The 14,194-nt window shown below is 37.3% G+C and carries 11 protein-coding genes and 2 pseudogenes; 4 read left to right on the top strand and 9 right to left on the bottom strand.

All coding sequences use genetic code 11. The annotated features are described in order from the left end of the window. Positions 1–231: 231 nt before the first annotated feature. A complete protein-coding gene (locus MSBRW_RS06040; RefSeq protein WP_048103069.1) occupies positions 232–1,320 on the top strand; it encodes a radical SAM protein in 1,089 nt (362 codons plus the stop codon). A gap of 233 nt (positions 1,321–1,553) precedes the next feature. Here MSBRW_RS06040 and MSBRW_RS06035 read toward each other — a convergent pair whose 3' ends face one another. After that, entirely contained in the window at positions 1,554–2,294 is a 741-nt protein-coding gene (locus tag MSBRW_RS06035) for a class I SAM-dependent methyltransferase (protein WP_011308510.1), read from the bottom strand. A gap of 578 nt (positions 2,295–2,872) precedes the next feature. On the opposite strand from MSBRW_RS06035, the gene mtbC reads away from it, so the two are divergent. The 3 genes and pseudogenes from mtbC to MSBRW_RS06020 all read left to right on the top strand — a co-directional run bounded on the left by mtbC (position 2,873) and on the right by MSBRW_RS06020 (position 6,557). Further along, positions 2,873–3,517 carry a dimethylamine corrinoid protein MtbC gene (gene mtbC / locus MSBRW_RS06030; protein ID WP_011308511.1) on the top strand — a complete coding sequence of 215 codons (645 nt, stop codon included), beginning with the start codon at positions 2,873–2,875 and terminating at the stop codon, positions 3,515–3,517. An 82-nt stretch (positions 3,518–3,599) separates the two neighbouring features. After that, positions 3,600–5,003 (top strand): annotated as a pseudogene (mtbB, locus tag MSBRW_RS06025) ([dimethylamine--corrinoid protein] Co-methyltransferase). Positions 5,004–5,030: 27 nt separating this feature from the next. Continuing rightward, entirely contained in the window at positions 5,031–6,557 is a 1,527-nt protein-coding gene (locus tag MSBRW_RS06020; protein WP_011308512.1) for an APC family permease, read from the top strand. Positions 6,558–6,802: 245 nt separating this feature from the next. Here MSBRW_RS06020 and MSBRW_RS06015 read toward each other — a convergent pair whose 3' ends face one another. The 8 genes and pseudogenes from MSBRW_RS06015 to MSBRW_RS23785 all read right to left on the bottom strand — a co-directional run bounded on the left by MSBRW_RS06015 (position 6,803) and on the right by MSBRW_RS23785 (position 13,582). Continuing rightward, on the bottom strand, positions 6,803–8,065 hold the full coding sequence (locus tag MSBRW_RS06015) for an ATP-binding protein (protein WP_230669984.1): 1,263 nt from the start codon (positions 8,063–8,065) through the stop codon (positions 6,803–6,805). 358 nt (positions 8,066–8,423) lie between these two features. Next, positions 8,424–8,612 (bottom strand): hypothetical protein, encoded by a 189-nt coding sequence (locus tag MSBRW_RS06010; protein ID WP_155398133.1) that lies wholly within the window; start codon positions 8,610–8,612, stop codon positions 8,424–8,426. Positions 8,613–8,851: 239 nt separating this feature from the next. After that, positions 8,852–8,977: pseudogene (locus MSBRW_RS23265) on the bottom strand (IS630 family transposase); the annotation flags it as partial. A gap of 1,334 nt (positions 8,978–10,311) precedes the next feature. Next, positions 10,312–10,545, bottom strand: a complete 234-nt coding sequence (locus MSBRW_RS23260) for a hypothetical protein (RefSeq protein WP_230669982.1) — start codon at positions 10,543–10,545, stop codon at positions 10,312–10,314. Positions 10,546–11,912: 1,367 nt separating this feature from the next. Next, positions 11,913–12,038 carry a hypothetical protein gene (locus MSBRW_RS23790; protein ID WP_268990286.1) on the bottom strand — a complete coding sequence of 42 codons (126 nt, stop codon included), beginning with the start codon at positions 12,036–12,038 and terminating at the stop codon, positions 11,913–11,915. Between the two features lie 1,024 nt (positions 12,039–13,062). Next, positions 13,063–13,269 (bottom strand): hypothetical protein, encoded by a 207-nt coding sequence (locus MSBRW_RS23255; protein WP_230669979.1) that lies wholly within the window; start codon positions 13,267–13,269, stop codon positions 13,063–13,065. Next, positions 13,266–13,463: a hypothetical protein gene (locus MSBRW_RS23250; protein ID WP_230669977.1), complete on the bottom strand. Its 198-nt coding sequence runs from the start codon at positions 13,461–13,463 to the stop codon at positions 13,266–13,268. Before MSBRW_RS23250 ends, MSBRW_RS23255 begins: the two co-directional genes overlap by 4 nt. Continuing rightward, positions 13,448–13,582 (bottom strand): hypothetical protein, encoded by a 135-nt coding sequence (locus tag MSBRW_RS23785; protein ID WP_268990285.1) that lies wholly within the window; start codon positions 13,580–13,582, stop codon positions 13,448–13,450. Before MSBRW_RS23785 ends, MSBRW_RS23250 begins: the two co-directional genes overlap by 16 nt. Positions 13,583–14,194 lie beyond the last annotated feature (612 nt).

Raw genomic sequence — 14,194 nt, 5'->3', positions numbered from 1 at the left:
TACAATAATGAATGGTAAAATCAGATTTAAGAAACCAGCAAAAACAGAAGTTAAAAATCAAAAATTATAAGTCTGGACTGAAAAATCGGAACTGAAAAATCGGAACTGAAAAATCGGAACTGAAAAATCGGAACTGAAAAATCAGAACTAAAAATCAGAACCGGATATTAGAATTGAAACTCTGAAGAAACGGACAATAAGACTTTAATCCATGTGGAATAATATTCCAGTATGGCAGCCCCGAAGTACCTGAAACACTACTTCAAGGTGCAGAGAGATGAAATGCCTGCCTTTTTTAAGATAACCGAAAGAATTCCAGTCCAGTTTGATCCAGGCATGAAGCTTGAAGAGCTCAGGAAAATTCATAGTAATGAGCTTGAAGAGTACCGAAAAATCAAAGAAGACCTTGAACTAGAAGCCGCTGAAGCCCTTGGCTATAAAGATGAAAATGACAGGCTGGCATTTTTTACCAAAAACTTCCTGGAACTTCCAAAAGCCAGCCCCTCTCTTCTTGACCTTAAGGTCGAGATTACGGACAGAATGCTTTCGAACTGCCAGTGCTGCGGGTGGCGCTGTGAAGTTGACAGGAAAGCCGGTGAAAAAGGCTTCTGCAGACTAGCCGACACTTCCAATTACGCTTCTGAGTTCCTGCACATGGGAGAGGAGCCTGAGCTTGTGCCTTCTCATACGATTTTTCTTACAGGTTGTGCTTTTGCCTGCGTTTACTGCCAGAATTGGGATATCTCAACTAATCCTGAATCTGGGACTCGGATCGAACCCAGGAAACTTGCAAAGCTTATCGACCTTCGGAGAATGCACGGGGCCAGAAACGTGAATTTCGTTACCCCGACTCCGCATGCGCATACCGTCCTGAAGATAGTCCGGGAAATCTCTGTAAACACTCCTGTGATCTGGAACTCAAATATGTATCATTCTCCAGAAGTTGCAGAGATCCTTGAAGGGGTTGTGGATGTTTACCTGGGAGATTTTAAGTACGGAAACAATGCATGCGCCCGGAAATATTCAAAAATAAAAAATTACCTGGAAATCGTGCAGCCCAATTTTGAATTTGCTTACGCAACCGCAGAAGTCCTCCTTCGACACCTGGTCCTTCCGGGCCACCTGGAATGTTGCACAAGACCTATTGCCGAATGGGTTGCAAAACATATTCCGCAAATAAGATTTAACCTCATGTTCCAGTACAGACCGTGCTACCGGGCTATGGAATATCCAGAGATTGGACGCCGCCTGACTCCGGAAGAAGAGACTAAAGCGATCGAGATTGTAAAAGAGGAAGGGATTGAAGATTTACTGGTCTGATGATAAAATAATACTGGTCTGATCACAACATATTAGAGATATTTACTTGTCTGATAATAAGATAATGCTGACCTGATTACAACACAATATTATATATAGATAGATATAATTATACATGGATAGGCATACTTAGGCATACTTAGATACAGTTAGATAAAGTTAGACATAGTTAGATAAGGTTAGATAAAGTCGGCCCATTATTGCACGAGATTTAATTCTTAGCTCATTTCCGCTTAAGTTCGAAACATTATTGCATGATACTTATATTCGTAGTACATTGATTGTACATAGCGCATCTCAAAGCCGTTTTTGTTTGCAATTTTCTGGATTTTATAAGGATTATGGGTAAAACCATAAATGTTTCTCGGACGGTTTTTTAAAGTTGCCAGAACTGAAGTCTGAAAATCGCAACCTACCCTGTATAAAGCTTTTAAAAGCCCTGCATTCGGCGCAAATACTCCTAGTTTCCACAATGGGTATAGGCGTGGATCCAGTATGTCAAAAAATACTATTTTACCGCCTGTACTGAGATATTCTGATGACTTAGCAATAAAGTCATCAATTTCTTGAAACGTTAAGTATTGGACTACTCCAGCTGCAGTTATTCGATCAAAATTTGAGTCCAGGTTTTCCCAGAGTGTTTCATGGTCAGCAAGTATAAGGTCAATATTATTACATTTTCTTTCACTGATCCTCTTACTTGCTTCTCCAAGCATGGACGGGGAAAAATCTACTCCTAAAAGCTGTTCATATTCAGGAGCATAGTAAGTCAGGAGTTCTGCAGAGCCACACCCGAAGTCAAGCAGTGTTTTGCCTCCTTCAAGGTGAAATAGTTTTTCCCTTGCTTCCATAGCAAGAAACTCCTCAGATGAATATCTATGGCCTCCGTGTGTCTTATCCTTAAAAAAGCCTTCCCAGACATTCTTTGGCTTCGTATGCGTTTTTTCCATCTTATTTCTACTTTCTACTTCCATACTTCCTTCCCCCTACTATAATTCGTTACCTAGTATAATTTTTTTAGTTAATATAATTTTTATTTATAATTTAATAAATATATTATTTATTAATTATACTAATTCGTAATGAAGTAACCAGAGACTTCCAGTTAATTTATTAATATAGAAAAATAGCGTATTCTGTTTTCTTCCAGAAAGAATCTCCAGGTCCCCTTATATTAAGGACAGTACACTATTTTCTTCACTCCCCCATTAATACTCATATTTTAGATAATAAAATATATACTTGATCTCTGGAAAGATAATGTCACTGAAGAATTCTAAGCTGGGGATCTACAAACAGTACAAATTTATGTAACTCCTTTAGTATCAAAGATATTTCAAAGTTTATTATTTTCTTTTAAAGGATAAGAATGCTCTTAAAAATTTTAATATAGATATCATCATTTCTTTTAATGTTTCCTTTATATTTTTAATATCTTATTATATACTTTTAGAAAATTATATATATAAGAAATAGGAAATAACTTACCGTTTTCCTAGAAAAGGAGAAGAAAAACGTCAGTTACTTTAAGATAAAAAAGGGACAGAAAAAAATGGCAGATACAGAAGGCTTACTCCTTGAGATTACTGATGCGGTAATCTCCTGTAAAAAGGAAAAAGTAATCGAAACTGTAGGAAAAGCGAAGTTAAAGCTCCCTCCTGAAGAGATCATAGAAAAAGGGCTTTCAGCAGGCATGAACCAGGTAGGAACCCTTTTTGAGAGAGGGAAACTTTTCCTGCCCCATGTGATGATGGCAGCCGATGCAATGACTGCCGGGGTAAAGCTGCTTGAAGAAGATTTACCAGCAGGCACACAGGAAAAGAAACTGGGAGTTATCGTAAACGGAACCGTCGAAGGCGACGTCCACGATATTGGCAAGTCAATAGTCTCTACTATGCTCCAATCTTCTGGCTTTGAAGTACATGATCTTGGCAGGGATGTGCCTACAAGGAACTTCATCGAAAAGGCAAAGGAAGTCAATGCTGATATGATCGGAATTTCAGCCCTTATGACAACTACCCTTCAGGGGCAGAGGGATGTAATTGAACTCCTCAAGGAAGAAGGTCTCAGGAGCAAAGTAAAGGTTATGGTAGGTGGAGCCCCTGCAACCCAGTCCTGGGCTGACAAAATCGGTGCAGACTGCTACGCCGAAAACGCAAGCGAAGCTGTGGCAAAAGCAAAGGAATTGCTGTTCTGAACTTGAGTTTTAGCTGCTGAACTTGAATTCTATCTGAACTAACTATCTAAACTGAATCTATCAGAAGGATGGAGGCGAAAAAATGGCAACTGAATACGCTTTGAGAATGGGAGACGGGAAACGTGTCTTCCTTACCAAAGAAAAAATAATGGCGGAGATCGAGGCCGGAACTGCAAATGCTGCCGACCTTGGTGATATTCCTGCTCTGAATGACAATGAAATGGACAAGCTTGCAGAGATCCTTATGATGCCTGGCAAGACCGTTAGTGTCGAACAGGGTATGGAAATTCCTGTAACACACGATATCGGCACTATCAGGCTTGATGGTGATCAGGGGAACAGTGGAGTTGGCATTCCTTCAAGCCGTTTAGTGGGCTGCATGATGCACGAGCGTGCTTTTGGTGCCGACACGATGGAACTCGGGCACATTGATTACAGTTTCAAGCCGGTAAAACCTGTCGTATCAAACGAGTGTCAGGCAATGGAAGTTTGCCAGCAGAACATGATCATTCCACTGTTTTACGGAGCAATGCCCAATATGGGACTTTATTATACTCCTGACGGGCCTTTTGAGAATCCTGGGGACCTTATGAAGCTATTCAAGATTGATAAAGCAAAAGAATCTATGGAACACGCTGCAGAACACCTTACCAGAGACACGGTCTGGGTTATGCAGAAACTTTTTGCTTCAGGGGCCGATGGAGTTAACTTTGATACAACCGGCGCAGCAGGCGACGGAGATATGTACGGCACACTTTATGCAATCCAGGCTCTTAGAAAAGAGTTCCCTGATATGTATATTGAAGCCGGAATGGCTGGCGAGATGGTACTCGGTATGCATGGAGAATTGGAATATGATGGAGTGCGGCTCGCAGGTTCATGGCCGCATGAACAGGCTCCGCTTATTGCAAAAGCCGGAGCAAATGTTTTCGGGCCAGTATGCAACACAAATACCAGTAAGACCTCAGCCTGGAACCTTGCTCGTGCAGTTACTTTCATCAAGGCTGCAGTAGAAGCTTCTCCAATTCCCTGTCACGTAAATATGGGTATGGGGGTCGGCGGAATTCCGATGCTTGAAACTCCTCCTATTGATGCAGTTACAAGGGCCAGCAAGGCAATGGTCGAAATTGCAGGTGTCGACGGCATATAGATCGGAGTCGGCGACCCGATGGGTATGCCGATTTCCCATATAATGGCTTCAGGTATGACTGGAATTAGAGCTGCAGGTGACCTTGTTGCAAGAATGGAGTTCTCGAAAAATATGCGCATAGGCGAGGCAAAAGAGTACGTCGCAAAGAAACTTGGCGTCGACAAGATGGACCTCGTAGACGAGCACGTTATGCGCGAGCTGCGTGAAGAACTCGATATTGGTATTATAACGTCAGTACCAGGCGCGGCAAAAGGTATTGCTGCAAAGATGAACATCGAAAAGTTGCTCGATATTAAAATTAATTCCTGCAATCTCTTCAGAAAGCAGATTGCCTGAAAAAAGGAGTTTGAAAAAGGCGATTTTATGAGCAGTGACAATTATCCTTCCCATCCTCAGACCCACCCTCAAACTGACCTGAAGCCAGCAGGAGATTGCAGCAGGGCACACTGCGAGCCAAAGGAGCTTGAAAGAAGTATTGACTGGAAGCAAGGGCTTGCAATAGCTCTTGGCGTTCCTTTGTTAATCCTACCGTCAATAGGTTACTTTACAGGCTATGTCTGGGCTTTTTCAATAATATTATGGGGCCTGACTATTTTACTCGGCTTTATCCAGAACCTCGCATTCGGAGAGCTTGCAACGGTTTTTCCTAAGGCTTCAGGTTTGCCAGGTTATACCCAAACCGTTTTTGGCTCAAATTCAAATAAAATTAATCAAGGAAAATTTAAGTTTGGTAAATTCATAGGTGGTTTCAGCGCCTGGAGTTACTGGTTCGGCTGGAGTCCTGTGCTTGCAATTTATGCTATCCTGATAGGGGATTACCTTCAGGGCTTGATACCAGCTCTTGATGTAATTCCCAAGACTTTTCTTTCCTTATTGGTAGGTGGATTTATTTTTGGATCTCTTGCAGTTATAAATTCAAAAGGACTCAAGAATGGAGCAAGAGCAGGGTACATCTTAGCGATAGTCTCTTTGATTCCTCTTATGGTTATTACACTTGCTCCGTTTCTCACAGGAGACTTTCATACTGCTAATATCACAGGCTCATGGTTCCCTGTTGACTGGACCTGGGACCTGCAGCATGTACTCATCATTTTCGGGCTTTTCGCAATGGCAGAATGGAGTGCCTGTGCCTGGGAAACAGCAGCAATTTACGGGCCAGAATACAAGAACCCTAATACTGATACTCCAAAAGCACTACTAGTCTGCGGAGGAATTTGTCTCGTGCTTTATATACTGGTTCAGACATCTGTAATAGGTACTCTTGGAGTTGATCAAGTAATTGCCCAGCCTGTGTCTCCTATGCTTCCTCTTGCAAATCTTTCTCTAGGCGCTCTTGGGGCTTCCATCTCGATAATAATGCTTATCGGAGCCATGCTACTGATTATCCAGACTGCGTTTCTCTCCTCAGCAAGGTCAATTTATTCAATGTCAATTCAAGGCAATCTTCCTGCATTTCTAAGCAAACTGAACGCCCACGGACACCCGATGAATGCAATGGCTGCAGATGCCATGTTCAATATGTGTTTAATCCTTTTGGGAAATCCTACTGCAATTCTTGCAGCTTCTGCAATAGGGTATATATGTGCTAACGGAATCAGTCTCTATACGTATTTCAAGGTAAGGAATGACCCTGAGTTCTCAAAGTTAGAAAGACCCTTTAAAGCCCCACGCGGCTGGAAAAACGTAGCAATGGCAACGGCAATTTTGAATGTTCCCTTCTTTCTGATAGGGATAATTTACCTCAATAGCCTTGAATTAGGCTGGGCTACTACAGGGGTAGGTTTTTTCGTGCTTTGTCTCTACATCCCGCTCTGGTTTTATTCCCAGAGAGAAGCAAAAGAAGGAAAAGCTGCGGAAAAAGATGCCATTCTTGGTGAAATTTCAGTGTAAGAAACTTAAGTATGAAATAAGAATCGAAGTGGCGAAATACAAACAGAAACCTCAGAATAAAAGGAACCTGAACTACTCCCTTAAGACTTTCTGATTTCGGAAAAAATCCCGAATAGAAAATTAAGTCCGGAATATTCACGTTCCGGTTTCTTTTCATTTTTTACCCTTTGTTACGTATTTCCGCACAGGTTCGGGAGTTATTATAACGTTTTACATGAGTGTCGCCTTTTTGCTCTTTGTTTTCTTTATTCCAGCATCCATTTCCACACTGATTTAACCATGATTATTTTTTTTCCGCCTTTGCTGTCAACTATAATGGTCTCTTCTTCGTCCATTGTCAGAATAAGCCCCTCTTCAAGGCCGTACTCATCAAGAGCTTCCATAAGCCCCAGAATTTCTCTTTCCTTCACTGCAGGGTTTCCGAAGCAAACCGAGATCTGAATTGCAGCTGAAACTTTCTGGCTGCCTTTTTCCTTAATGATAAAATCACATTCTCTTTTGTTCCGGAAGTAGAATACCTGTTTTTCCCTTCTCAGCAGTTCAAGGAACACAAGGTTCTCAAATCTCAGCCCAAGGCTGTCAGGGTAACCGGGATATACTGCCTTGAAAAGTCCGGTATCGCCTGCATAAATCTTACAGGGACTTTCTTTTTCCTTCCCACTTTCCTGGAGTCTGTTGAGCTTTGGGACCCGATAGAGCAAGAAAATGTCTTCTAGATAGTCCAGATAAGTGTCTATGAGTTCCTCACTTTCAATTCCACTTACTTTTTTTAGGGTATCGGGGGAGTATTCCGAAGCCATGTTCGAAATCAGGAATATGGCTAACTTTTTTAACTTCTGAATATCATACCCCGCTGCAGCCCCTTTTTGCAGCTCTTCTTCAAAATATTTTCGGGATAGACTTATGTCATCTTTTTTGATTACATCCGGAAAACCACCGTTTTCAAAATACTGGAAAAACATACATAACAGTTCATCACTGCTTGCAAGCGTTAGAAAGTTCGGCTCTGCTATTATATTACCTTTAATCTGCAGATATTCCCTAAAAGAGAACGGGAAAAGCCTTAAAATTTTACATCTACCTGAAAATCTGGAAGAAAACTCATTTATTAATTTTGATCTCGATGAAGTTAGATAAATTTCTGCTCCCTGTCTGTGAAGCCTGTCAACCCAATTCTCCCAGCCCTGTAGATTCTGGATTTCATCAAAAAAGTAGAAAATCCTTCCTGCTCCGTCTTCAGTTTCTTTTTTGCGGATTTCGGCTGCAGTCTCCTCAATAGCCTGTAAATCTCCAGATCCCAGCTCCTGTACCTGACTCTCTTCAAAATCAATATAAATTTTTACTCCAACCAGGTTACTGGCAACCTGACTCATGAAGGTGGTTTTACCTGCATGAGTGGGTCCAGAGATGAGTTTAATTTCACTGTCTCCTACGGAACAGCAGGGGAAAATATCTCTGGAGATTAAATCTGGGGCATTTTGAAAAAAATTATGATGACCGCAGATCATAGATAGGGGCTCTAATTTTTGTCTGTTGTCAAAATTTTGCATGTTATCAAAATAATTTGTGAAACGAAAATATATAGTTTTTCTGGCGCTAATAAGTCCTTAATCCACTAATAACCTGAGAACATAAAATTGGAAAATTTACAAAATAAAGTCGATTCTTGCAGGCTCGGGAAATTAAAATTATTCATTAGCGGAGAGCGCTTTCTATTATTGCCCGTGTAATAAAGGTGTCAATTTAATGGGATTAAAAAAAATTAATAGAAACATATAAATAATTGAGTTAGTATGACCCATTTATAAATAAGAATCAGATCAGCAGGTAAAGATTAGAGTTTCTTTTTTAAGTTTTTCAGGAATTTCATTTATTTTTTGGTTCATAAACTGTTTTTGTCTTCCCGCAGCGCATACATACAAAATACTTTTCTCTCACATTTGAAGCATAAATATTCAAGCCACCGCTTCTTTTCCATTTATGCAGACCTATAAGGCATAAAATATTTTTTCTTTTAGACTTTCCGGAAACCTGATATGGAGCTCTGGAGCTCACTAATTTCACTCCTGCCTGTCTTCTGGAATTAAAAATGAATCGGGTATATAAATAAGATAAAAATAGCTCTCATCTGATATAGGGATTTTTATCTCTCTGTGCTAATGAAACCTTCCACAACAATAAACCGGTATCGCTTTTATTGCTCAGGGATGAAAAAATCCTAAAAATGTTCTTATTTCAGTCTTGGACTGGATATAAAGAAACCCAATATTATTTGGTTTGCCTTTACTGTTGTATCAATTTACAATTGTTGAATGAAGACATGACAATTTTATCCCTACATCTCCTGTTGTAAATTGCCATTTGACTTTTGTATTTCTGTTGTGCCTGAAATTTTGCCATGCCAACACTTCTTTCTCAACAGCTTAGAGAATTAAAAAAGGCCGCTTTTTAAGAAGTGATTACTAATTGAGACGAAAATAAAAGTAGAGTCACCAGTCCAGAGAGCAATAAATTGGAAAACCCATGCTTCACGCTTTGAACAGATGACTATGATACTTTTTCTGTTACTGCACTCAAACTGAATAATTGTTTATAGGTTACTTCTTTGCTTAATCAGAAACAGAACTTAACGAAGAAGCAAACCTTTTCATAGTACCAGCAAACTCTTGAATAGTAAAAGCTGAAGACCATGTTCATTCCCTCCACTACTTTTTATATATATTTATTTTGTCTTTATTTTTTGGCTAGTTTTATTAATTTTTGAGAAACTAATCATGTTTTTTGAATTCGTAAATAATTATTATTTCTAATTTGTTTTATTATACGGCACTCCTAACAATTAAATTTCATGATATCTTTTGGAGCCTATCTTAATTTTAAGATTGACATCACTAAATTTTAATTGCTAGTGAGTATATTAAACATATAGTTTTAGTTTATATAAAGCATATAGAATAAATTTTACTTACAATTAAATAGTCCTGGAAAATCTGGGCAAATTTCACGGAAAAATATATGCAGACTTATTCATTCAATTTATATCGTGGAGTTGTTTCAAAAATATCAATAAAAAAGGTATTAAATATTCTTTTTTTCTATTTAAGATAAATATAAAATTTATTATGGTAAACTAAGAATAATTAGTTGATTAAATATAAATATAATCCATAAAATAGATTAATTTACTAAATTAAATTGAAAAATTACTTTAAATTCAAACTATAATACTTCATATTTTTAATTTAAATGAAAATTTTTTTTCTAAAAATATAAAAGTAGGATTTATTCAAAGGATACATATTTGGGATTTTCTTAACTTCCTGCACTTTAACCATCCTTAAGAAGAACTTTTTGTTTTAAAGTCCCCAACATTCCAATTAATTCTTTCGCTTACTTCAACTTCTTTTTCTTAACCAGGTTCACTCTCGAATCCTCAAAATCAAATACAGCAAGTTTAACAGTTTTTGCGGGAAACTCCTTTGCGATAAAAACTCATCGGTTTTCCTAAAGGAATCCTCCAAAATTGTAGACTTTACCTAAAGGCTTTATCCGGGTAGTTGCGATAAAGAGCTGGAAGTGAGCACGTGTTCGAGCTTATAAATAGTATCCTGATGTCAGGGTCAGAATTGACGAACGATGCTCACAGGCAGGTATCTCTTGTCGAGTTCTCTTCAGAATTGCTGTTGAGTCAGTACAAATGACCTCAGCACAATACCCATATCCATTAGTATGGCAGCGGCTCCATCGGCTGCAATTACCGCAAAATCCAAAAATTGATTTCCGAAAGGTCACTCCCGAGCCCTGGAGCGCGTCCGCAGACAAAGACAGGATTTTCGGAAACCATTGCTTTGAGTTCAGAAAAGCTGACCGTGTTTTCTTCTGTCGACATGCCGGAAAGGAAGAGAGTTACCTTTTCATCATCTATTCGGTTGAACCTGAAGTCCTCAAGTATTCGTTCGTAAATCGGTTCCCAGGTAGCAAAATCCATATGAATCAATACCTACTCAGGTTTCATTCCTCAGTCGCAGAGTTGAATTTTTACAAGTACAAAAACATGTTTACAGTTAGAATTGCCAGAATCCAGCCTATGAGACGCCGGTAAATAACACTCAAGTAAGATTGATATTGAGAATAAACAGATAGATAGAAATAAAACCCAATATTCCAGTAAAAAGGAAGATTCAGAAGAAAGTTATATTTAATGTTTAATATTTAATATTTAATATTTAATGTTTAATATTTAATGTTTAATATTTAATAAAATTAAATAAAATATATAGAACACAGTAAAAATAATGTTCTCTGTTGTCAAAAAGAAGTTTGGAGAAATACTGAGGGCAAAGAAGCTCTATAACCAAGTATAAAATAAAAATTAAATTATTGACCTATGATATAAACAAAAAAGTGACAGAAATATTCTGCATCAAATTAAGAATTTCTACAGAGCCGAAATATTCATATTAAAGTCGACAGCTTTCAAAAAAACGTATTATAATTATCTCCATGATGTAACAATCTCTCTGAATTTCCTTTTGCCCATTCTTTACAGAGTCTACATTTTAAAGGCCAATGTTTGAAATATTCTAAATGTGATAAAGATTCTTTATGAAGATACATTAATAATTTCCTCTATCTTTCGTATGTTTATTATATTTTATCTGGCACTCTACATAGCCACCAGTTGAAGATAAAATGAATCTAAGGGCTTATTCATTATATGTTTAAAAGGTGGTCATGAGACAATTTGTCAAAAGTTAAGCAATTACCCGCTTCGCAGGCAATTGCTTAACTCTTTCTCATGCACCCTTTTTCACTTGGCTACATTATGCGCTGAGTTACGTGTAAAAGCTACAACATGAACTTGATTCACATCTTAAAATGAACGGTGATGCAAGTACACATCTACTGCTCACTGTGGAATACTCCAACGCAACTAAATTAGTCGGATTTTTTATTGCCTTTTATTAAGTTAGGTTATTTTATCCAAATATCCAGTTAAATAGATCCATAGTTTGTGATCCAGCACCTGAAATTTGGGTTGCTATGATAAATTGGTTTAATATATTGATATTAATAGGTATATAGATAAAAGCCATTGTAATTTCCTCCTCTTTTCATGTATTCTAATATCCTATGTGTTCCTTAGAGAAATGAGTTCACAGCCACCAGTGTCATGAAAATTTAATTATTAATTATCTAATGAGCTCAAAATCAGTGTACTCTGATGAGAAGCTACTAAGATAATGCTCAACAATTAAATTGCCAAGACACTAGTTTAAGATAACATGAACTCCAAAAATATTCGCCCATTGTTATATTTGTTCAATTATTGCCTGTTATCAAGTTAGGTTCATTTTATCCAAATATCAAGCTAAATAAGTTTAATAGATCTGTAACTTGTGACCCAGCAAATGAAGCTTGGGCTGCTGTGATAAATTGGTTTGCTATACCAATATCAATAGGCATATCGATTAAAGCCATTATACTTCCCTCCTCTTTTGATGTATCCTAGTGTCAATTATGTATTCCTTAAAGAAATGGGTCCACAACCACTAGTTCAAGACAAGATAAATTCAAGGAACATTGTCCATTATACTTGTTCATTAATTTGCACCTTGTTATCCTAAAATTGTACAACCTCATTTCTATTATCAGGGACTTATTTAGGACTTGCATGATTGAAAGAGAAGCACGCAAGTCCTAATTTTTAAATTCTTTCCGTTTTTATCATTTTCGTTACAAGGTTAATACTTAAAATACCAGGACGTTAACTCCAACAGCAATCTGATCTGCCGTGCCGCCAGATATCTGCCTAATTGCAACCATCTGTCTAATAATATCGAACATTGTACCATTTCCCCCCTTTTCAGTTTATTCCTTGTAGATTTTTTCTTACTTTTTGAGAAATACATGCATATAATTTCCCTACCAACTTCATCCTACGACTTATGTGATACTCAATAGCAATTACTTTTAAAATTGTTTTGGGAGCCTATCTTATTTTTGAGACTGACATACCTAAATTTTAATTGCTAGTGAGTATATTAAACATATAGCTTTAGTTTATATAAAGCATATAGAATAAATTTTACTTACAATTAAATAGTCCTATAAAATCTAGACGAATTTCACGGGAAAATATGGATATACTTATTTATTAAATTTATATTATGGTGTTCTCTTATTAAACGCTAATAAAAAGGGATTCAAACTCTTAATTTTCATATTCAAAACGAAAATTGAATTTATTATGAAAAAATAAGCTTTATTTCTTAATTGAATTAAATTATAGCCCATAAAAAAGTTGATTTTATGAAAAAAATTAGGAATATCACTTTAAATTCAAACTAATATACTTTATATATTTAATTAAAATTAGTGTTTTATTTCTAAAAATATAAAAACCGGATTTATTCAAAGGATACATATTTGGGATTTTCTTGACTTCCTGCACTTTAACCATCCTTAAGAAGAACTTTTTGCTTTAAAGTTCCAACATTCAAATTTATTCTCTCAGCCACTTCAGCTTCTTTTTCTTAACTAGGTTCACTCTCAAATCCTCAAAATCAAATTCGTCAAGTTCAACTATTTTTATCGGGAACTCCATTGTATAAAAAACGTATCGGTTTCCTTGAATGGATAATAAAATATTGTAGACCTTGCTAAGAGGCCTTTCCTGGGTAGTTGCAATAAATCGTTTAAAGCGAGTCATAGATTCTTCAAGGTTATCGATATTTTGCCCTTATGCGCGTGAATAATAACTACCTTGCTATTTCTACAATCAAGGGTTCCCTTTTCAACACCAGCTTTAGAATTAGCATCAATCGGTAAAGATGACCTCGGCACAATACCCATAACCATGAGTACAGCAGCGGCTCCATCGGCTGCAATTACCGCAAAATCCAAAAATTGATTTCCGAAAGGTCACTCCTGAGCCCTGGAGCGCGTCCGCAGACAAAGACAGGCTTTCCGGAAACCATTGCTTTGAGTTCAGAAAAGCTGACCGTGTTTTCTTCTGTCAGCATGCCGGAAAGGAAGAGAGTTACCTTTTCATCGCCTGCTAGGTCGAACCTGAAATTCTCAAGATTCGTTCGTAAATTGATTTCCTGGCAGTAAAATCCATATGGATCAGTTACCTATCCAGTGGATCAGTTATCTACCCAGGTTCCATTCCTGAGCCGCAGAGTTGAATTTTGACAAGTACATAAACATGTTTATAGCTAGAATTATCAAAATCGAGACTATAGGACGCCAGTAAATAACACTTAAGTAAGGTTGATATTGAGAATACAACAAAAGGATAGAAATAAAAACCAATATTCCAATAAAGAAGGAGATCTAGAAGAAAAAGAGAAGAATGATGATACAGATAGACTCAGATGGATTTAAAAGTAAGAATATAACAGAGAGATTTTTAGTTTTGTAGAGTCCTGTAATAGTATTTCCAAAACTGAGATCAAAGAGATGTCATACCTGAAACTCTGTTTTAAGATCTGTGATAAATGCCCAAAATTAAATTGTTTGAATTCTTATGCTATTGGTTTTTCAATTAAATAATGTCACTCGAATGAATAAAATGAGACTGGGCTTATTCGTTAATCCTTACTGAATATTGTCAGTTAATCACAGGAGATACC

The sequence above is a fragment of the Methanosarcina barkeri str. Wiesmoor genome (genome assembly GCF_000969985.1).
In the GTDB taxonomy this organism is placed as follows: domain Archaea; phylum Halobacteriota; class Methanosarcinia; order Methanosarcinales; family Methanosarcinaceae; genus Methanosarcina; species Methanosarcina barkeri_B.
The sequence above is the reverse complement of the archived record's forward strand: the minus strand, read 5'-3'. Positions and strand labels throughout refer to the sequence as shown.

Bases quoted from the DNA above. Each gene is read 5' to 3' on its own strand.
- MSBRW_RS06040 (WP_048103069.1), top strand. From the start codon at position 232: ATGGCAGCCCCGAAGTACCTGAAACACTACTTCAAGGTGCAGAGAGAT.
- mtbC (WP_011308511.1), top strand. From the start codon at position 2,873: ATGGCAGATACAGAAGGCTTACTCCTTGAGATTACTGATGCGGTAATC.
- MSBRW_RS06015 (WP_230669984.1), bottom strand. From the start codon at position 8,065: ATGATCTGCGGTCATCATAATTTTTTTCAAAATGCCCCAGATTTAATC.
- MSBRW_RS23785 (WP_268990285.1), bottom strand. From the start codon at position 13,582: ATGCTGACAGAAGAAAACACGGTCAGCTTTTCTGAACTCAAAGCAATG.
- MSBRW_RS23790 (WP_268990286.1), bottom strand. From the start codon at position 12,038: ATGGCTTTAATCGATATGCCTATTGATATTGGTATAGCAAACCAATTT.
- MSBRW_RS06035 (WP_011308510.1), bottom strand. From the start codon at position 2,294: ATGGAAGTAGAAAGTAGAAATAAGATGGAAAAAACGCATACGAAGCCA.
- MSBRW_RS06020 (WP_011308512.1), top strand. From the start codon at position 5,031: ATGAGCAGTGACAATTATCCTTCCCATCCTCAGACCCACCCTCAAACT.
- MSBRW_RS23260 (WP_230669982.1), bottom strand. From the start codon at position 10,545: ATGGATTTTGCTACCTGGGAACCGATTTACGAACGAATACTTGAGGAC.
- MSBRW_RS23255 (WP_230669979.1), bottom strand. From the start codon at position 13,269: ATGACTCGCTTTAAACGATTTATTGCAACTACCCAGGAAAGGCCTCTT.